Origin of the sequence: Streptomyces sp. NBC_01116 (genome assembly GCF_041435495.1) — a bacterium.
Lineage (GTDB): Bacteria > Actinomycetota > Actinomycetes > Streptomycetales > Streptomycetaceae > Streptomyces.
Genome location: NZ_CP108644.1, coordinates 8,594,261 through 8,614,779, shown reverse-complemented (window position 1 = coordinate 8,614,779; position 20,519 = coordinate 8,594,261). Strand labels below are relative to the sequence as shown.

The window sequence follows — 20,519 nt, the reverse complement described above, 5'->3', positions numbered from 1 at the left end:
GTGACCGTTGTGTGAAGATCTCCTTTGTGGTCAGTTAGCCCTCTTTGCCATCTTTTGACGTTGGTTAGTTTCCCCTTGCTGCCAAAAGGCAGCTTTTCTTGGGGGGTTTCTCTCGATGAATCAACGGTTTACGGCCTGGCACCGTGTTGCCCGGCCTGCGCCTGGTGCGTGGAAGCGTGGGGTTGCCACGTCCATCGCGCTGACCATGGCGGTTACGGTGCTGCAGGGGGCGGAGACGGCGATTGCCGGTCCTGCCGGGCAGAGTGCCCAGCCTGCGGACAAGGAATCGCGGAAGTACGCGACGGAGGCAGGGGATCTTTCGTCGGCCCGTGTCCTTGCCCGCTTGTCGGGCAAACGGGTGGAAGCTCTGTCGGAGAGGACCGATTCCTCCACGACGTGGGTGAATAAGGACGGTTCCCTCACGACGGAGATCGCGGCTGGCCCTGTCCGGTTCAGGGATGATTCCGATCAGTGGCGCGATGTGAATGTGGATCTGGAGGCATTGCCCGACGGGTCGGTCGCCCCGCATGCTCATCCGGAAGGGCTGCGGCTGTCAGGGAAGACTGGGAAGAGAGCTTCGTCGCTGAAGGCTTCTCAGGCGGCGCCCGCTACTGACCTGGTGACCCTGGGCGAGGGTGACGGGCAGATCACGCTGCAGTGGCGAGGCGGTCTGCCGGCGCCCGAGCTTGACGGGACGCGTGCCACGTATGTCAACGCGGTGCCCGGTGCCGACGTGATTGTCGAGGCAACCCGTACCGGGTTCGAGCAGTTTGTCGAGCTGAAGAACCCGCCTGCCGCGGGTTTCTCCTACACGCTTCCGCTGAGGACCAAGGGTCTGAAGGTCAAGCAGCAGAAGGACGGCAGCGTCCTCTTCACGGACAAGAAGTCGAAGAAGACGGCCGTGATGCCGGCGCCGGTGATGTGGGACGCGAGCGTCGACAAGGCCTCCGGCGAGCACACCCGGCGTTCTCCCGTCGCGATGAAGGTCGTGAAGTCGCCGGGCGGTGTGGACCTGGTGGTCACGCCAGACGCCGAGTTCCTGGCGGACCCGAAGACGCAGTACCCGGTCACGGTCGATCCTTCGACCTCGGCGCTGGGGAACCTGTTCGACACCTATGTGCAGCAGGGTGAGACGACCGATCTGTCCACCGATACCGAGCTCGACCTCGGCAACCCGGGCACGACGAACGCGAACGGGACACCCCGGACGGCCCGTTCCTTCATCACCTGGAACACGGCGCCGATCGCGGACTCGCTGGTCTCCAGCGCGAAGCTGAGCCTGTGGAACTTCCACTCTGCGAACACCGACTGCAAGGCGTATCCGTGGGAGGTGTGGTCCACCGGGGCTCCGGCCACCTCGTCGCGCTGGACCGCGCAGCCGGCCTGGACGGCGAAGAAGGCCACCTCCACTGAGACAAAGGGCAACCCTGCCTGCGGCTCGGTCACGGACGGCTGGATCAACGCCGATGTGACGGCGCTGGCGCAGGAGTGGGCCAGTGCCAAGGCGACCCGCGGGCACACGGGTCTGCGGGCCACCAGCGAGACGGTGACGGCCCAGTGGAAGCGGGTGAACTCCGCCAACGCGGCGAAGAACCCGCCGAAGCTGTCGGTGACCTACAACCACCGGCCGCGCACGGGTACCAAGCAGGAGGCCGGTCCTCCGTTCTTCTCCTACGCCGGCAACTACGTCGTGAACACCCTCACACCGACGCTGCGGGACACGTTCGTCGACGCGAACGGTGACAAGGTCAACGGGACCTTCCAGGTCTACGACAACGTCACCAACACGCAGGTCGGCAGTCCGATCGTCTCGAAGTACGTGGCATCGGGCCAGGCCGCGTCCGTGACGGTCCCCGCCGGCGTGCTGGTCAACGGGAAGACCTACAAGTTCCGCACCAGCCCCTACGACGGGGCGCACTACAACACCGGCTGGTCGGCGTGGAAGACGTTCACGGTCGATACCTCCGCACCGTCGGCGCCGACGCAGATCACCTCCACCGACTACCCCTCCGGGCAGTGGGTCAAGGGCGCGGGCCAGCCGGGCACGTTCACGGTGACGCCGCCGGCCGCTGATCACAACTGGCTGGAGTGGTCGCTGGACGGGGTGACCTGGACGAAGGTCGTCACCGGCGGCTCGTCCGCGGCGAAGGCGATCAGCGTGACCCCGCCCCGTAACGGCACCCACACCCTGCAGGTGCGGTCGGCCGACAAGGCGGACAACAAGTCCGAGGCCCGCGAGTACATCTTCCACGCCGGTTCGGGCGGGTTCTCCCAGCCCTCGGAGGGAGAACGCACCGCGCGGCGTCTGCCGCTGGTGGCCGAGGCCGAAGCGGGCAAATACAACCAGGTGTCCTTCTCCTGGCGCCGCTCGGAGGCCGACCCGTGGGTGAAGATCCCCGCAGGTGACGTCACCTCCGGAGGCACCGCGCTGACGGCCTGGCCGGTTCCGCTGGTCAACGGGAAGAACGCTCCGCTGGTGTGGAACACCACCGACACCGTCAACCCTGACGGCAGCATCCAGCTGAAGGCCGACTTCACCGGCCCCAACTCGGCGGCCAGCGCGTCTCCCGCCCTGAACCTGGTGGTGGACCGCAACGCCGACGGTGCGGCCACGACCGAGGTCGGACCCGGCTCTCTGAACCTGCTGACCGGTGACTACACCCTCTCCGAGACGGACGCCTCCGCCTTCGAGATGTCGGTCACGCGTACGGCGTCCTCGCGGGTGCCGGACAAGGCGGCCAAGCAGGAGGGCCAGGCCCCGATCTTCGGCAAGCACTGGGTGGCTGGCACGGTCGCCGAGCTCAGCGAGTCCGAGTACTCCCACGTCCGCAGGGTCTCCGACACCGCGGTCGACGTGGTGATGCTCGAGGGCGACGCGCTCCACTTCACCGCCAACGCCGCCAAGACCGGCTGGGTATCGGAGCCGGGGCTGGAAAGCCTGACGCTCAAGGGCACGGTAGGCACCACGTTCACCCTGTCGGACACCGAAGGCTCGGTGACCACGTTCACCAAGCCCGATCCGGCCGCGACGACGTGGCAGGTTTCCAGCACGCTGGTGGACGGGCTGACGCATTCCACCACGAAGATCGTCTCTGAGACGGTGACCGTGGCGGGCAAGAAGCTCGCGCGGCCCAAGCGGGTCATCGCCCCGACCTCCGCGGTCACGACTGCGGCCTGCGAGACCGCTCCGGCGACCAAGGGCTGCCGGGTGCTGGAGTTCGAGTACGCCACCGCCACCACGGCGACGGGCACCGGCTCGGACGCCCAGTTCGGTGACTTCACCGGACAGGTCAAGCAGATCAAGCTGTGGGCGACCGCGCCCGGCGCCGCCGCCGCGACGGCGACCGCGGTGGCGGGCTACCGCTACGACTCCACCGGCGCCCTGCGCCAGTCCTGGGACCCGCGGGTAGGCCGGCAGGCCCAGACCCAGTACGCCTACTGGGGCGACCGGGTGACATGGACCGAATCGGACGGGCAGCTGCCCTACTCCTTCGACTACGGCAACGCCGGCAGCGGTTCGGTCCCCAACGACGGCATGCTGCTGAACGTCTCACGTGCCGGACTCAAGCAGGGCACGCTCGACCAGACTGAAGGCACCGCTGTCAGCACCGTCGTCTACGGCGTGCCGCTGACCGGGGCCAAGGCTCCGGTGGCGATGGGCGCCGGCAACGTGGCCGCGTGGGGGCAGTTCGACGCCCCGACCGACGCCACCGCCGTCTTTCCCGCCGACGTCGTTCCCACCTCGAACTCCGGTGAGGACCTGGCGCCCGGCAACTACGCGCGGGCCGCAGTGAACTACCTGAACGTCTCCGGCCGTCAGGTCAACAGCCTCAGCCCGGGTGCGAACATCACCACGACCGAGTACGACCGGTTCGGCAACACCGTCCGTGAGCTGACGGCCGGGAACCGGGAACTCGCGCTCGGCGCCACCGACGCGCACAAGGAGACCCTCACCGACCTGGGCATCATCGCCCAGTCCTCGTCCGAGCGTGCTCAGGTGCTGTCGACCACCTCGCTCTACAACGAGACAGGTACCCGCGAGCTGGAGGAGTTCGGGCCGCTGCACCGTGTGGACCTGGCCGAGGACCTCAAGGACGGCACCACCACGGTCGTTCCGGCCGGCACCTCGGTTCCGGCCCGTTCCTGGACGGTCAAGGAATACGACGAGGGCCGCCCCACCAACGGAACTGCGACGGTCAAGGACCAGGTCACCCTGGAAATCACCGGCGCCCGGGTGCGGGACCACTACTCCCTCATGGGTGAGAAGCGCGTCACCCAGACGCAGTACGACTGGGTGAAGGGCCTGCCCGTGCTGTCCCTCCAGGACGCCGGAGGCCTGAACCTGGGAACCTCCACCGGCTACGACGCCCAGGGCCGTGTCATCTCCCAGGGGCTGCCCGGCAGCACCGGAAGCGACGCCGCCACCCGGATCACCGAGTACTGGGCAGCGGACGGCACCGGATGGTGCAAGGGCCGCCCCGAGTGGGCCGACCAGCCCTGCTGGACCGGTCCCGCAGGCGCCATCACCGGCGGCGGCAGCCAGCCCGCCAATCTCCCCGACACGACGACCGAGTACGGGTACTTCGGCCAGGTCACCCAGGCCACCGACACCGCCAACGGCACCACCCGCACGACCACCACAACCCACGACTCGGCCGCCCGCCCGCTGAAGACCACCGTCACCGGCGGCCTGGGCCAGGCCGTCCCCGAGACGACCAACGAGTACGACACGGTCACCGGCCAGATCACCAAGATCACCTCCCCGACCGCGGGCACCATCACCAAGACCTACGACAAGCTCGGCCGCCAGGCGACCTACACCGACGCCGACGGGGGAAGACCACGACCGAGTACGACCTGCTCGACCGGCCCGTCAAGCTGTCCGACACGGTCCCCTCGACCACCACCTACACCTACAACCACAACCTCGAGCCCCGCGGCCTGACCACCAAGATCAGCGACTCCGTCGCCGGTGACTTCGTCCCGTCCTACGACGCCGACGGATCCCTGGCCACAGAGAAACTGCCCGGCGGATACACCATGACCGCCACCGAGGACCCGACCGGAGCCGCTGTCTCACGGGCCTACACCCGCGACAGTGACGGCACGAGCCTCTACACCGACACCGTCACCGAGTCCGCCCACGGCCAGGTCACCAGCCACCAGGGCTGGTCCGCCCAGAACTACAAGTACGACAAGGCCGGCCGCCTCACCAACGTCCACGACACCGCCGGCGAGACCTGCACCCGCCGCACCTACACCTTCGACAAACGCACCAACCGCACCGGCCTGACCACCGCCACCGGCGAGCCCACCGAGGCCTGCCCCACCACCGGCGGCACCACCACCACCCACACCTACGACAGCGCCGACCGGCTCGTCGACACCGGCTACACCTACGACAACCTCGGCCGTACCACCGCACTGCCCGGCAGCACCGTCGGCTACTACGCCAACGACCTCGCCCACCAGGTCACCACCAGCACCGAACGCCAGACCTGGCAGCTCGACGCCGCACTGCGCTTCCGCTCCTGGACGACCGAAACCGCCACCGGCACCACCTGGACCCAGACCGGAGCCAAGACCAACCACTACGACAGCGACAGCGACAGCCCCCGCTGGATCACCGAGGACACCACCGGCACCCTCACCCGCAACATCGAATCCACCTCCGGAGACCTCGCCGCCACCACCACCAAAACCGGCGACACCGTCCTCCACCTCACAACCATCCACGGCGACATCGCCCTGCAACTCCCGCTGGACATCAACAACCCCCCCGTCGCACTCGACAGCGACGAATACGGAAACCCCCGCACCGGCCAAACCCCCACCCGCTACAACTGGCTCGGCGCCAAACAACGCTCCACCGAAACACCCAACAACCTCACACTCATGGGCGTCCGCCTCTACAACCCCACCACCGGACGCTTCCTCAGCATCGACCCCGTATACGGAGGCAACGCCAACGCCTACGAATACGTCACCGCCGACCCCCTCAACAAATACGACCTCGACGGACGATGGAGCTGGTGGAAGAAGAAGCGCCGGAAGCACGCTAGCTATGACATGTTGCATTCAACGGTAATGTTCGGGGCCTACTTCACCCCTGGAGGGTGGGCTCGGTCAGCCAAGAATGCCTGGAATATCCGGAAGATCAGAAGGTCGTGCGGGGGGAGATGGGGACGGTCTCGCTGTGTGGGTAGCGCTCTTTCTGTAACAGGAATACCCAGCGCCTACTGGCACGGGAGGAATGTCGTTCGCCACGGCCGTAGGTTCGCCTGGAACGGTATGGCCCACATCTACAATCGCGCCACCCCCCGGTGGTACCCGAAATACACCATCCGAAGGTGGCGTGGCCGATTCTGACGGCTCGCATCGGACAATAAACTTCAGCCGAGAGGCCCGTCTTCGCCCTGCCGAGGCAGGGCGAAGACGGGCCTCGCCCGAGAGGGATTACCCCCGTGACACTTGAGTGTAAATGGTGAATTCCAAAAGAGAATCAACGCTCACCTCGCTGCTAGTCGTACTAATTCACGCTTGCGCACTATGGGCAGCCATAACGCAAAGACTGGAAATCTTCTTACTCTTCATCCCCCCCGCAGTCGCTTCACTTGCCGTTCCATTCCTCATACATAAATCAATCACGCTCCGTCGGTCCGGTTTGCGAAAAGATGATCCGGGTCGCGATAATTCATGAGTGATTTGCGCAATAGGCCTACGCCGGCATCACCGTCAGTCCCGAAGCCCGCGCATCAAGAATTTGCCGTGCCCGCCACGGATTTCCTCAAGTAGGCTCGGACGCGCACAACAGGACAAAGGTTGCCAGAAAGCCTCAACCAGCGGCGAAGAGTGGACACTTCGATGCGATCTGAGTGCGCGCTGCGAGATCGTCGGCAGGCACACTTCGCCAAGCAGAGCCGGACGCGATGATTCCGGTCAAAAGTTACTTTAAGGAGTATTCTGTGTCAGATGGGATTGAGTTGTGGCTGCGCAGAACTGGGTTCTGGTGGCTCATATGCTTTGGCGCAGCAGTCTTCTCTGTTGACCACGATGGGTGGCTCCGGCTCTCTGCTGCCACAGTCACGCTCGTAGCTCTGAGCGGGGGACTTCTAGGCACATGGTGGCTGATCCGTAGTCCGGAGCCCTCTGCTGAAGCCCTCGACCGGCTAGATGGCAAGGGTGAGGAAACTGGCCCGATCGGAAAACCTTCGGTCGTGACAGTGGCGGGCGATGGCCTAGCGGCGTCTTCTCCAGGCGAACCAGTTCAGTGCGTGGGTGACGGGATCGTGGTCGGCTCGGGGATGAGGCAGGAGAGTGTCCAGGAGCCGCCGGATCTCCGCCACGGTGAGCGGGACGAGAGCTGATCCGTTTCTGCAGCCCCTTTTACGGCCTCGACGGCGGCCTGGGCGGCGAGTGCGGTCAGAACGGCGTGGGCGAGCATGGCGAGGGTGGTGTGCCGGTACCAGCCGGGGTAGCGGCGGACTTCGTACTCGTCAAGGCCACATTCGTTCTTCGCGGCTTGGAAGCATTCCTTGACCGCCCACCGCCCACCGCCCACCGCCCACCGCCCACCGGCTGCCGGCGCCCCGGGAGAGTTCTTCGGTCTCGATGCCGACGGGCGCGTGAGCGAGGTAGTAGGCGATCTCGGCGGGGTCGGAGAGACTGCGGCGGGCCAGCACCCAGCGGTGATGGGTCGGCAGATCCGGATCGAAGATGATGTTGGCGGGCAGTTTCGCCGCGGCCCAGTGGTAGACGCGTGGGCCCTTCGCCCCGTCGCCACAGGACAGCCGCTGCCGGGCATCGACGGGGGGCTTCGTCGATGAGCTCGTCGATGCGCCAGATCCCGGCCAGGGACTTGATCTGCTGGGACTTGAGCACCGCCACCACGTAACCGAGGCCAAGCTGTTCGAGCAGGCGGCGGAAGTTCCAGTCCTGCCCGTACGCCTCATCCGCGGTCACCCAGGCAGCCGGTAGACCCGCGGCCAGACAGCGGCGCACGATGTCTCTGGCCAGCTCCCCCTTGGTCGCGAAGCCCCGCTCGTCGGGGATCTTCGCCGCCTGGCAGCGGTCACGGTCGGAGGTCCAGGACTTCGGTAGATACAGATCCCGGTCCGCCAGAGCTCGACCCGAACCGGAGTCGGACCAGGCGGTGAAGCAGCCGCTCGCCCGGCGGGTGCGCAGCGCCCAGCCCGCCGCCCCGCTCGGCGGTCGGTGGGGTGCCTCAACCGGTCAGAGTGGCCTGGTGGAAGTACATCCGCCAGCCCGACGCTGTCAGACGCCACAGAGAGCTCCGCCATGCCCTGCGGCCCTGGTTGTCGGCGAGGTACGTCAGATGAACGACACCTGGAGCGAGGGCGGTGCCGGTCATCTCGCTGACCTTGACCGGGGACTCGGGGGACACCGAGTCTCCGCTCGTCACGGTGAGGATCGACTCCACGTCCCACCGGCGCCCGGAAGCCCCGAACTCGATGAACTCCGGATCCAGAAGCTCCAGGACACGGTCCGGGGAGGCGCGCACCTCGGGATCGAGGAGCCGCATCTCCCCGTCGATGGCCGCCTGCATGGCCCGCTCACTCTCATCCGTCATGCGCAAACCCTACGGACGCTGCTTGCGAAGGCACAGTTGATTGATCGCTCGCCGCGACGACGGCACCGCGGTGCCGTCAGAACTCGCGAACGCACTCCGTCGGCCGGGGGAGCGGCGGCCGGATCCCGGTGCGGCTGCTCGCATCCGAAAATCGAACAGACGTACCATTAGGGGGTGTCCAAGAACGAGACCGTCTTCGACTTCCCGAGCGATCTCCTCGATGCCCAGGTCGCTCTTCACCGCGCCCGCCACGCCTCCGAGGAATACGCCCGCACCCTCCCCTGGTCCGCCGAGCCCATGGCCGGGTGGGAAGCCGACAGGCAATTGCACTCCTCCTACCGGTCCGGCAAGCCGGACAGTCCCGGCTACACCGACGACCAGCGGTCCGAGGTGGCCCGTCTGCGTGCGGAGGTGCTGCGGCTGTCCGCCGTAGTGTCCACGCACCCGTTCTGGGAGACGGTCGAGAACGGCAAGGTGGTCGAGGCCAGGATGCGGCTGAAGCACGCCCACGAGTCGGCAGCCGAGGCGTAGTCGTGCCCGACGATGACGCCCCGGAGGGCCGGCCGGCCGAGGGGCCATCGCTGCTGGAGAAGAACAGGGCGTTGGAGGAGTGGCTGCGCTGGCAGCTCGGGCAGGTTCAGAAACGCATCCGGGACCTGGAGGAGCAGGAGCGTGCCGCGCTGCGGTGGAAGATCCAGCAGAAGACGCCGACGTCGCCAGCACTGCTGCACCGCGGGGACTGTGGGCTCTACCAGGCCCGGATCGGTTTCATCGACCGGGACTATGCGCTGGTCGCGGTGACGATGCCGGATATCCAGTCGTGTGAGGCGTGCCGGCCGGGTGCAGGGCTCGGTCAGGAGTAGGAGCGGCTGTTCCGTGGAGATGTTCACGCCGAACGGGCCGTCGGGTGCCGAGGCCGGGGCCGTCGTCGGTCATCCGCGTCACTGGTGCAGTGGGTGGGAGGTGGCCCGGGGCCTCTCAAGAGACCTCTGCCCGTTTCCGGGACACGCGACCGGGTACCGCGCACCGACGACGGTACCGTTCCGTCGTCGGTCGCGGGGACAGAAGTCGGGACATGGGGTCGCCGTGATGGTGGGACACCCGTTCCGGTGACCGCTGGCGAAAGCCCTCTCGGACAGGGGCAGGACCGCCCACCATCAGGCCGTGACCACACTTCCCCGTTCCGATCGTCCCGCCCCGGCCCCCGCGCGTCGGCCTCTGGGAGCCGCCGGCTTCGCCCTTGTTGGTCTGCTCGGTGCGTACAGCCTGTTCTGGGGGGTTGTCTGTTTCCCGTCCCTCAACGCCCTGATCGCCACGCATGATGTGCCTGCCTCGCCGGTCCCCGCGGTCGTGGCGATGCTCGGCCCCGCCCTGTTCTGGGCGTTCATCGGGCTGGGGCTGGGCCTGAGCTGCACAGGCTGGGCGGCGGGGCTCGCTCTGACCGCGTCCCTGATCACGCTGACCTACGCCTCGCTCGCCGCGCAGTCCACCGGACACGGGTTCACCTACTGGTTGTTCCTCACGCTCCTCGTCGTCTGCAGCCTCGCTGCGTTCTGCCTCATCCCGAACGTCCTCGTCCGGATCGCTGTCGGCCGCCGCTGAGGAGGGCGGCCACCGTCGAGGTGGCGCCCGCACACACGGAAATCGGCCTTAAGTAGCACTTTCAGCCGTCTTTCCGTCATGAGGCGGTTTGGGTTGCGGTGCTGCTCAAGGATGACGTGGTGAATATGTCGAAACCCTCTCGCTCACCGCGTACGGCCCTGGCCGTCGCCGCTGTCGCCGGCCTCGCGCTGGCAGGTTGCACCCAGTCCCCGGCCAAGCACGACGACCGGCTCACCAAGGCCGCCGGCATTGCCCGGGTCACGATCGTCTGCTCGAAAGACCTGTGGAACGAGACGAAGCCGGACGGTGTGAACCCCAGCAACGGACCCACGATCACGGTGAAGGCGACGGTGTCCGGGATCTCCACCGGCCCGCGCGCCAACCGGGGGCTTGTGGAGGTGTCGATGACCGGCACGAACCTCGTGGCCTACCTCAAGGAACTGGACGCCAACGCTCACACGTCGAAGTGGAACAACACCCCGGAGAACGCGGCGGCTTCCCGCCGGGTGTACAACGCTATCGCCCCCGCGATCGACCGGATCAAGGCCGCCACGAGTCCGGATGATCCGGAGCCGGAGATCGTCATCGACGACACGATCCCCGAGAAGGTGTAGCCCACGCTCTGCTGACTCCGGAGGGCTGCACCGTGGACTCACGGTCTGGCCGAGGTCAGGGGCACAGAGCCCGAGTCCGTCCGCCTGTGAGCCTCTTGGGGTGTTTCCGCAGGTGAAAGTCCTTCTGGCGAGTCTGTGAGATGTGAGACCGAAGGCCGTCCGGCATCCGCTGGACGGCCTTCCGCGTGTCCACACCTCGCCCGCCAATAAATCAGAACGGGTTAAAAAAAGAGGCTAAAAGCTAGGGTAAACACTGCTAGGGTGAGGGCACGAAAGGAGACCCACCCATGGCGTCTGAGGAAGAGCTGTTCGCGAGCGTGGACGCGCTGTTGGAGGAGGAGCCGCAGCTCCCGCCTCCGGCGGAGCGTGCCCGGCTGCGTGAGGCCGCCGGCATTACCCAGGCCCGCCTCGCGGTCGCGCTGAAAACGTCGACGCAGACGGTGAAGAACTACGAGAACGGCCGCTCAGAACCGAAGTCGCCGCGCCTGGAGGCTTACCAGCGGCTCCTGAAGGGGTGGGCAGCGAAGTACCCCGCGCACACTTCCCCGGCCGCGCCCGCACCGGTCGTCGCGCCGCAGCCGGAGGTGCCCGAGACGTTCACCGGCTCGGCCGCCCCGGAGCAGGCGGAGGTTGCCGCGCCGGTTCAGGCCGCGGCCGTCCTGGCGGTGTCCGAACGTCCCGCACGTTCGGTGACGTCGCGGCGTCCGGCGGCCAAGAAGGCTGCCGCGCCCGCCGTCGACCCGCGCTTCCCCCACGGCCCGCTCGCCGTGCTGGACGGCGACGGCTCCGCGTACGGCGCGGGCGGGATCGTGCTGGACTGCCCGGCGGCCACGATCCCGGAGCTGGTGGAGTGGACGCTGCGCGAGTCCGGCCTCGGTGCCGCGAAGCTCAACCGGTACGGCAAGGACTCCGACCCGCTGATCGTGCTCACCGCGGCCGCCGCCGTGAAGCTCGGACTGCCCGAGCGCCTGGAGGGCCACGAGCAGCGCCGCTCCCTGCGCCTCCCGGAGGACCACCCCGTCGTCAAGCAGGTGACGAAGGCCAAGTGGCAACTCACCCAGCGGGGCTTCGGCCCGTGGGCCCGGATCTACCGCAAGGCGCAGGGCCGCGAGCGGCAGTGCGTGCAGCTGGCAGTCCTGTCGTGGAACGCGCTCGATGAGCGGTCCTGGCCCGGTGTCAGCGAGATGGAGCCGGCCGATATCGCCCGCGTGCTGGGGGTGTACGCGATGCGGGTCATCACGCCGCGCGGCTCGACGGCCGTGTCCGGGCTGGAGCTGATGACGGCGCTGCGCCCGCCGACGAAGGCCGTGCGGGACGAGGAGACCGGGAACTGGGTGTCCGGCTACAACGCGGGCTCGCTCGGGACGGAGCCGATGGACCCGGCGCCGCCGGAGGCCACCCCGGAACACCCCGTCGTCGTGAACTCGGGCTGGAAGGGCGGCTTCCTGAACGAAGAGGCCTACCAGTGGGTGCGGTCGGTTCAGACGCTGTCCGATGAGGAGTGCACCCTGCCCTTCGCGGTCGGCCTGGACCTCAACACGGCGTTCCTCGCCGCTGCGGCCCGCCTGGTCGTCGGCCTCTCCGCCCCGGACCACTTCCACACCCCGAAGTTCAACCCGAAGATCCCCGGGAGCTGGCTGGCCGACCTCAGCCACATCGAGCTGGACCCGCGCCTGCCCTCCCCGTTCACCCCCGACGGCACCCGGCCGACGGGACCGGCCTGGTACCAGACGCACACCCTCGCCTACGCCCAGGAGCTCGGGCACGACGTGCACCCGGTCGAGGCGTACCTGCGCCGCGAGACCGGGGCGTACCTGGACCCGTGGCACGACCGGCTGAAGAACGCCTACGTCGACACCCTCGCCGACCTCGGCGTCACCAAGGACCTCACCGACGTGGAGTTCCTGGCGGCGATGGAGCAGCACAAGCAGAACGACCCGGCGCTGGCCGCCGTCCTGTCCGCGATCAAGGCCACGGTGAAGGGCGGCGTCGGCAAGCTCCGCGAGCGCCCGCAGGGCAAGTCCTACAAGGAGGGCGAGACGTGGCCGGCCCTGGCCCGGCCGACGTGGCGCCCCGACATCCGGGCCGCCGTCATCAGCAAGGCCCGGGTCAACATGCACCGCAAGCTCAACAACATGGTCAAGATGACCGGCCTGTACCCGCTCGCCGTACTCTCCGACTGCGTCGTCTACCCGAGCCCGGGTGAGAGCCCGCTCGACTTCCTCCCCTACGCCGCGTCCGGCAAGCCGCAGCCCGGCGCCTTCCGCCTCGGACCCACCCCGGGCCTGGCAAAACTGGAAGGCGTCCAGTCGATGCTGTGGGCGGTCGACCTCATGGAGAAGGGTCTCAACCCCGCCCGCCACATCAAGGGCGGCGACGCCGTCCTGGACGAAGGAGAGTAGACCGTGGGGGAGATCGAGGACGCCATCGAGCGGGCCGACCGGGAGAGCTTCACCCGCCAGCCGCCCAAGACCCTCAAGGGCCAGATCGGCTATCTGCTCAAGCAGATGGGCAGCGCCAAGGCCGTCGCGGCGGAGCTCGGGGTCACCGCCGACTCCGTCAACCGCTACCGGCGCGGCGCCCGCAAGCACGCCCGCGCCGACGTCGCCGCGAAGATCGATGACGCCGTACGGCAGCGCTGGCAGCCCATGGTCCGCAAGCGTCGGCAGAAGCAAGCCGCCGCCACAGGCGGGATCACCGTGGAAACCCGGGCCCGGTTCGGCTACACCGCGCCGGTCGGCACCACCGACGACGGACGATTCCGGCGACTCACCGTGCACCTCCCCGCGACGTACGCACAACGCCTCTTCGACGCCCGTGAATCCGGAGTCAGCGAGCAGGAGATGCGCGGCATCATCGCCGAAGGCTTCAAAGAGATCTACTTCCAAGACGGCGGAGACCGAGCGGCAGGTCTCTCCGACGTCACCCTCAACGACATCGACTACCTCGACCTCGACTACTGACCGGACACCGGCCGCGGGCCCGGCACTGCCTGTTGTGGTCGGGTAGCCGGATCACACTGTTGAGCCGAAGCACGATAGCTGTCACAAGCGACGGGGGTGGGGAAGCTGTTGCTGGCCGCGGGCGCCTTTCGGGTGGCTCCTCTGCAAGGTGAGATGACGCTGTCGTTCCTGGAGCGGATCGCGGACAGGTACGGCCTGTCAGTGCGGAGTCTGCTGTCGTCGGTTACCGAAGTGGCCGGCCGCCAAGGCGTGGCCGGGGCTCTGCAGGGCGACAGTGAGGTGTTCTTGAACGCTGCGGCCCGGGACCGGGTCGCAGCGCTGTCTCGGGTGCCGCAGGTGGATCTAGGCCGCGCGTTGCCAGCCTGGATGCGAGAGGAGCCGCTGGGCCCCTCGAAAGAGAGGCCGACGGCGCGGCTCCACAACGGGGTGGAGACGGTTGCTGCCTGGGGTCCGGCGTGCCCGGGCTGTGTGGCTGCGCGGACCGGTCGCGTTGCACCGGCCCGGGTGTACCTGGCGGCGCACCAACGAGTCTGCCTACGCCACCGGTACTGGTTGATGAGCGTGCCTGGCAGCGGGGGCCGTGTCGTCGAGCTGGCCGGATGCCCGGAGGTGGTCCAGGCCCAGGAGGATCACCGGAAGCTGCTGCGCCGCTCCCCCGTCGCTGGTTCGGCGTTCGAGGTCGCTGAGGCGGTCACAGCCTGGTGGTGGGCCCAGCAGTGGCCTGAGGAGCACCTGTGGCCGATGCGGCTGGATGCGGCCATGCCCGCGGGCGAGGATCCGCAGCGGTGGCGGATCCTGGGGCGGGATCTGGTCACCTATCCCGAGGCCGTCGCCCTCGCAACGCTTCTGGCCAGCCCGGCCTGGCGGCTCCGTGTCGCTGCTGGCGGTGGTGGTCACCTGCCCTACCGGTTAGCTGATGTGCCCTGCGTGCCCTGCGAGCTAGGCCATCGCTTGTGGCGGCCGTGGCTCACCGAGCGTCTTGCCGCCTGTACCCACGGACCGCTGTTTGCCTGGGCGTACCAGTGCATCCGTACCAAGGGCGGCGGTGTAGACGACGAACAGCGGCTGTGGCAGGTCCCCTTGGCGTTCCGGCCCCGGCCTCTCGCCGACGCTCTGGCGGGTTACCAGCATCGGCAGACCGCAGGCACAGAGGGCCTGCCGGCTCAGAAACGGCTTCGGGGCCACAGCGTGCACGCCGAGAGCGCCTTCGCCACCGGCCTGGCCCACGCGCGCACCTACGCCGCCCAGCACGGCCACCTCGCCACCCAACGCGACACCCGCGTCGGCTCCTTCGCCCTGGGAAAATGGGTGCACAACCAGCAGACCCATGCCCTGGCCCTGCCGGAAGAGAAGGCCGCCGCCCTGAAGGATGTGGATCCGTGGTGGAACATCCCCTGGTCGGTGAAGTGGCAGCGCTCCTACTACCGCGCCCGCGATCACGCCAGGCGCCACGGCCCCCTCACCGCCGCCGATGGCTTCCCCGCCACCCACGTGCTGACTGGGGAGTGGCTGTATCTGCAGTGCACCGACTACGACTCACTCCATCCTGAGCAGCGCCGTCTGCTGGCCGTCATCGGCATCACGGCCCAGGCGGCCGCCAGCGCACGCCCACGCCGAACGAGCCGGACAGCGGGCATCGATACGGCTCTTGTCCGTGCGCGCGCCTTCGTCGCCGAGCACGGATGCCTTGCTCTGGCCACCAAGAACATCTCTTACCAGGGATTTCCGCTGGGGCAGTGGCTCAATGCCCAGCGTTCCCTCGGTCGCCGTCAGGACGAAGCCGGCCCGCACCTGCAGGTACTCGACGAGATCGACGTGTGGTGGAACCCGCCGTGGCCCTTGGCGTGGCAGCGGACCTGGCACCGGATCCGCGCTCATGTCCGAGACCGGCGCCAGGCGGCTGCGGGAGGGCACTGGCCGGACGGCAGTGACGGCTGGGCCACGTGGCTGTCTGTACAGTGCATCGGCTACAAGCAGTTGCGTCCGCCGCAGCAGCATCTGCTGGCGGAGATCGGCATCACCGCCGAAACCGCCGCTGTTCGCCCCCACGAGGTCATCGCGCAGCTCTGCGGTACGGCCCCCGGGCTGGCCCACGCGCGCACCTACGCCGCCCAGCACGGCCACCTCGCCATTCCCCGGAGTGCGTATTGCGAGGGGTTTCCGTTGGGCCGGTGGCTGAGCGAACAGCGCCGCAAGGCGCGGGAGCACCATCGCGGTACGGGCGGTACGTGGCCAGTCAGTACGCTCCTGGCGGCGCTCGACCCCTGGTGGAGTCCGACCTGGTCCTTGGAGTGGCAACGCAATTGGAGTCGCGTGCGGAAGCGGTCAGAGTCCGCGTACGCAGTCGACGACGGCGGTAGTACGAGCATTGCGGACCTTGAGGAGGAGCTGGCCGGCTGGCTGAGGCGTCAGTGCGCCGGCTACGGCACGCTCCACCCCGAACAGCATCATCTGCTGGCCAGGATCGGCATCACCGCCGAAACAGCCCGCGCCGCCCAGCCACCGGCTCCCTCCACCGAGCCCGATCTTTTGGACACCGCGCTCGCACACGCCCGCACTTACGCCGCCCGATACGGCCACATCGCCGCTCCCACCAGCACCATCCTCAACGGGTTCCGGTTGGGAAAGTGGCTGGCTTGGCAACGACGGCGCGCCCATCAGGGGCGCCTCTCCTCTGCCCGGGCCAAAGCCCTGGCCATGATCGATCCGTGGTGGAATCCGGCCTGGCCCCTGCAGTGGCAGCAGGCCTACCACCGCCTGTGCACGGCAGCTGCGGGTGCCGACGGCGTAACGCCCACGAACCACCCCCGAGGCCTTTACCGCTGGATCCGTGTCCAGCAGGAGTCCTGGGAGCATCTCCACCCCGGCCAGCAGGATCTCCTGACCGCCCTCGGCATCACACCCCACACTCCTGTAGGCGAACGCCCCGCCCCGGCCACACGCTCCTACCCCGTCAGCCCCGGACTCGACCACGCACGCGCCTACGCCGTCCAGCACGGCCACCTCACCCCGGACAAACACACCCGACAAGACGGCTTCCCCCTCGGCACATGGCTGAGCCGCCAACGCCGCAACGCTCGCGCCGGCACCCTCTCCGCCACCACCGCAGCCGCCCTCGCCAGCCTGGACCCGTGGTGGAACCCGCCCTGGCCCTATACCTGGCACCGCACCTACCAGCAATACCGCACCGCGATCAACGGAAGCACGCCCCTCCCCGACGCACTCCACCGCTGGATCGCCCAGCAACGCGCCCGCTGGCACACCCTCCACCCCCACCAACAACACCTCCTCACCCACAGCGCTGATTCGACTGACCACAGCACGCGCTTCTGGGACTCCGTAGCTAGCCCTACTCGGCCTGCTGCACGCTCACAGCACGCCGTGGCCACTCAGCCTGCAGAAGCCGAGCCAGCGGAAAGGGCAGCCGGATGTGGAAACCCCGCGCGGAGGCGGCGTCCCGTCATGCCGGCAGCTACGGCCCGGCCTCCTCACGGCTGCGGCTGCTCCCGAGCCCGGTCACGGTGTGAGACTGCGGGAGGGTGTGATGGATGCCTGTTGCCCAACTGCGGGCATAGGTCACGACGTGGAATCCGCCGGTGTGGTAACCGCTACTGCGGATCGTCACCTCTGTTTCGGAGAGCTCGACAGTGAGACTGCGTCGCGCGCCCCACGGGCCCACCAGATAGTGGTTGCCCGCCACGGCAATGTAGCCGTCCGTGTCTGGGACGGCTCTGCCCTGGCATCGGGTGGCGAGTAGTGCCAGAGCGCGGCGAGGAAGGCTGACATCCGGTCGGCGACGTCGGTGGTCATGCGTGCGGTGAGGGCGTCGACAGCATCGCGGGTGGGAACGCGTTCTCCCGCGCGGGCGGCTTCCGCTCCCTGGACGACCGTATTCAGGAATTCCTCGGTGGCCGGTCTGTCGAGGGTGCCGCGGCCGCCTTCGAGGACGGAGCGAGACACCAGCTGAGGGATGCCGGGAGAGTCGTCGGCCGGCTGGAGGGCGCCGAGCGCGGAAGCGTCGAGGAGGAGCGACGTGCTGCTGCCGGGTAGCGGGGGGAGGTCTCCTCGTTGCCGCGTGGAGGGCAGTTGACCGAGCGCGAGAAGCACCGGCCGGTCTGCACGGGGAAGACGTTGCAGGTCGTCCTCGAGTTCGCGCTGGTCCGATGTGGTGCGCAGGTAGATGAACCGGCGGGGTGTGCGGGGTCTGCCGGGCCATTCCAGGACCATGTCGGGGACGTGGGTGTGGTTGAAGAATTCGGTTTTGGTGACGGTGGCGCCGGGGTCCATGCGGCGCAGGTGCCGGGCGACGATGTCCTTGACCTGGGTGAACATCATCCGGTCGTCGGGCTCGTCCATGGCCTGGGCAATCGACTGTTCGACGAGGTTCACCACGAGCCCTCTCTGCGGGTGAGTTCGGCGGCGACGATGGCTGCCCAGTCCTTGAGCGGCAGGAGGGTTTCCTGCTTGTCCGAAAGGACGATCAGCCACAGGCGTGCGGCGACCGACTGGGCGAGTTCGCTGTCCAGGATTTTTCGGGCTTCCGCGGGGTCGCTGGTGCCGAAAACGCGGCTGCTGTGCTGAAGGACTGCGCTCTCCACCTGGTCAGGTGAGTTGAGGGTGGACCAGGAGTTCGCCCGGAACGGTGCCCAGGTGATCCACATGAAGTGGTCGCTGAGATGGTGCTGGGCCTGGGCGGCGACATAGCACTTGGCGAGGAACTCGTCGAACTGCGTGCCCTGGTCGCTGGGTTGGGCGTAGTTCTTGACCTCGGCGCAGAACATGTCGTTCTGGTAGGGATCGCCGCGCATGGCGCCGCCCAGATCGAAGGAGAAGGTCCGACCTCCGTACGGCCAGGCGAGGGTCAGCCGACGGCCGCAGGACTCCGAGTCCGTGTTCGCGTACGCACCGAAGATGCGCATCGTGCCCTCGAGCCACTGCTTGGCTCTTCGAGCCCCCGAGAAGCCCTTCACCTGAGCGTCTTCACCAACCACCACAGGCGTAGCTTAGTGCGATCGGATCATCACGGTGTGCTCGAACGGGCTAATCTCCCGTCGCGTTGCGGCCGTTGGCTTCAGGAAGGGGCAGCTGCGGCCCTGAGGAAGTGAGCCAAGGACGGCCGCAGGATGGAAGGAACTGCCGCGAAGACGCCCTCCTTGATCGGCGGACACGAGACCGTGGTGGAGTGATCCTTCCTCCCGGCCTTCTGCGTACCGCTCCCCTGCACGGAGAGACGACGTCGTCGCTGATCTGCCGCATCGCCGGCCGCTACGGTCTCGAAGCAACGGCGTTGCGGTCCTGCTGGAAGTGGCGCAGCCACCAGCCTCGGCACGACGGAGGGGGCGCGCGGGCAGACGCCGAGGTGTTGTTGAACACGGCGGGGCGGCGGCTCCTGGCAGGCCTGTGCGGCGTCGAGGACGGTGTGCTGGCGCGGGCGTTGCCGTCCTGGGGGCGGGAGGATGCCAGGCTGCCGGCCGCGGATGCCGGGGAGCCGGTGGCGGCGTGGCGGATCGGTGGTGCGGTTGCCGGGCCGGTGGCGTTCGGCTGTCGTCTGTGCACGGCCCGGCGTACGGGGGCGGCTGGGCGGTCGGTGCTGTACGCCTCGCGGTGGGACCGTGTGTGTGTCCGGCACGGGCGGTGGCTCCTTGATGCGGATGCCGACCAGCCTCACGAGTATCTGGACGTGCGGCGTCTGCCGGAGGTGGGCGCGGCGCAGCGGCGGTGGGCGGGGGTGGTGCGGCGTGCGGTGCGGGCGGGGGCCGAGCCGGAGAGGGTGTTCGCGCTGGCGCAGGCGGTGGTGGCCCGGTGGTGGGAGCAGGCGCTGCATTGGGAGCGGGAGAAGGTCTGGCCGTGGCGGTTGCATCGGGTCGCGGGCGGTGATGCCGGGGGTGATCTGGAGTGGTGGCGGATCGTGGGGCGGGACGCGGTGGTCTTTCCCGAGGTGGTGGCCGTAGCCGACGCATTGCTGGATCCGGGCATGGCCGAGCTGGTGTGGGTGGACAGCGGTGCCGGGCGGCCGCAAGCGTTGCCCGTCGACGGGTTGTTCTGCCGTCGGCTCGGTGAGCGGGTAGGCCGGGGCTGGCTGGGGCCGCTGGTTGCGGCGGATCATGGCGGTCCGCTGATCGCGTGGATGGGCAGCGTGATCCGGCTGCGCCGCGGGGCCGGTGGGCCTCCCGGATATGACAACGACCCCTGGTGGCTGCGCCGGGAGCATCAGCCGGTGACGATGGCGGGGCAGTTGCGGGTGCTGGGCAAGGAGAAGAAGGCACCCGGTTCGGGGACGATGTGGCGGGCGGTGGTGCCGGCCGAGCAGCGGATGCGGATCGGCAGTCTCATCGGCAGTGCCGAGGAGCAGTTGCTGCAGCTGCGCGGCGTGCAGAGCGGGCCGACCGCCGAGGTCGCCCGGCAGCTGCTGCAAGGCCTCGGTCACAGTGCCGGTCTGGTCGAGGCGGCCTGGAAGCGGACCGCGGTGGCGGCGGTGAACGGCGGGGTGCCGTTGGAGGAGGTGGCCCGGTGGGCGGATATGTCCCCCGGGACACTGAGAAGGATGCTGACGGCAGGCGGGCAGGAAGAGGACGGCTGAGATCAAGGTGGGCCCGGGCGCATCGCCTGTTAGCTGATACAGCACTCGTTTGTGGCAGAAACCCTGAAAACGACGATGCTTGTCGGCGGGAGCGGCTTGGCTGACGCGGGTGATCAGCACAGGAGAGGCCGCCCGGCCCGGGGGCCGGGCGAGGCGAGTGGCCGTGGATC

The 20,519-nt window shown here is 68.2% G+C and carries 12 protein-coding genes and 1 pseudogene; 9 read left to right on the top strand and 4 right to left on the bottom strand.

The genetic code is table 11. The annotated features are described in order from the left end of the window. Window positions 1–205: 205 nt before the first annotated feature. Window positions 206–6,369, top strand: a pseudogene (locus OG245_RS37325) (RHS repeat-associated core domain-containing protein). A gap of 1,053 nt (window positions 6,370–7,422) precedes the next feature. Here the strand turns inward: OG245_RS37325 and OG245_RS37320 are convergent. Both OG245_RS37320 and OG245_RS37315 read right to left on the bottom strand, forming a co-directional pair. Continuing rightward, entirely contained in the window at window positions 7,423–8,106 is a 684-nt protein-coding gene (locus tag OG245_RS37320) for a transposase (protein WP_371628097.1), read from the bottom strand. Between the two features lie 118 nt (window positions 8,107–8,224). Continuing rightward, on the bottom strand, window positions 8,225–8,590 hold the full coding sequence (locus OG245_RS37315; RefSeq protein WP_371621465.1) for a DUF4440 domain-containing protein: 366 nt from the start codon (window positions 8,588–8,590) through the stop codon (window positions 8,225–8,227). Window positions 8,591–8,764: 174 nt separating this feature from the next. On the opposite strand from OG245_RS37315, the gene OG245_RS37310 reads away from it, so the two are divergent. The 7 genes from OG245_RS37310 to OG245_RS37280 all read left to right on the top strand — a co-directional run bounded on the left by OG245_RS37310 (window position 8,765) and on the right by OG245_RS37280 (window position 17,420). Further along, window positions 8,765–9,121, top strand: coding sequence for a hypothetical protein (locus OG245_RS37310; protein WP_371621466.1), 357 nt, complete (start codon window positions 8,765–8,767; stop codon window positions 9,119–9,121). A 2-nt stretch (window positions 9,122–9,123) separates the two neighbouring features. Next, window positions 9,124–9,453 (top strand): DUF6233 domain-containing protein, encoded by a 330-nt coding sequence (locus tag OG245_RS37305; protein WP_371621467.1) that lies wholly within the window; start codon window positions 9,124–9,126, stop codon window positions 9,451–9,453. Window positions 9,454–9,754: 301 nt separating this feature from the next. Further along, window positions 9,755–10,192, top strand: coding sequence for a hypothetical protein (locus OG245_RS37300; protein WP_371621468.1), 438 nt, complete (start codon window positions 9,755–9,757; stop codon window positions 10,190–10,192). A 125-nt stretch (window positions 10,193–10,317) separates the two neighbouring features. Continuing rightward, window positions 10,318–10,806, top strand: a complete 489-nt coding sequence (locus OG245_RS37295) for a hypothetical protein (RefSeq protein ID WP_371621469.1) — start codon at window positions 10,318–10,320, stop codon at window positions 10,804–10,806. Between the two features lie 287 nt (window positions 10,807–11,093). After that, on the top strand, window positions 11,094–13,208 hold the full coding sequence (locus tag OG245_RS37290; RefSeq protein WP_371627758.1) for a helix-turn-helix domain-containing protein: 2,115 nt from the start codon (window positions 11,094–11,096) through the stop codon (window positions 13,206–13,208). A 3-nt stretch (window positions 13,209–13,211) separates the two neighbouring features. Continuing rightward, a complete protein-coding gene (locus OG245_RS37285; RefSeq protein WP_358728147.1) occupies window positions 13,212–13,769 on the top strand; it encodes an XRE family transcriptional regulator in 558 nt (185 codons plus the stop codon). 96 nt (window positions 13,770–13,865) lie between these two features. Next, entirely contained in the window at window positions 13,866–17,420 is a 3,555-nt protein-coding gene (locus OG245_RS37280) for a Helicase associated domain protein (RefSeq protein ID WP_371627757.1), read from the top strand. On the opposite strand, the gene OG245_RS37275 is transcribed toward OG245_RS37280, so the two are convergent. Both OG245_RS37275 and OG245_RS37270 read right to left on the bottom strand, forming a co-directional pair. Continuing rightward, window positions 17,391–18,161, bottom strand: coding sequence for a hypothetical protein (locus OG245_RS37275; RefSeq protein WP_371621472.1), 771 nt, complete (start codon window positions 18,159–18,161; stop codon window positions 17,391–17,393). The genes OG245_RS37280 and OG245_RS37275 overlap by 30 nt on opposite strands. Further along, window positions 18,155–18,763 (bottom strand): hypothetical protein, encoded by a 609-nt coding sequence (locus tag OG245_RS37270; protein WP_358728159.1) that lies wholly within the window; start codon window positions 18,761–18,763, stop codon window positions 18,155–18,157. Before OG245_RS37270 ends, OG245_RS37275 begins: the two co-directional genes overlap by 7 nt. A gap of 188 nt (window positions 18,764–18,951) precedes the next feature. Here OG245_RS37270 and OG245_RS37265 point away from each other — a divergent pair, with 188 nt between their 5' ends. Beyond that, window positions 18,952–20,349 (top strand): DNA-binding protein, encoded by a 1,398-nt coding sequence (locus tag OG245_RS37265; RefSeq protein WP_371621473.1) that lies wholly within the window; start codon window positions 18,952–18,954, stop codon window positions 20,347–20,349. Window positions 20,350–20,519 lie beyond the last annotated feature (170 nt).

What these genes read in the sequence shown, in the direction of transcription:
- OG245_RS37315 (WP_371621465.1), bottom strand. Translation starts at nt 8,590, where the DNA reads ATGACGGATGAGAGTGAGCGGGCCATGCAGGCGGCCATCGACGGGGAG.
- OG245_RS37295 (WP_371621469.1), top strand. Translation starts at nt 10,318, where the DNA reads ATGTCGAAACCCTCTCGCTCACCGCGTACGGCCCTGGCCGTCGCCGCT.
- OG245_RS37290 (WP_371627758.1), top strand. Translation starts at nt 11,094, where the DNA reads ATGGCGTCTGAGGAAGAGCTGTTCGCGAGCGTGGACGCGCTGTTGGAG.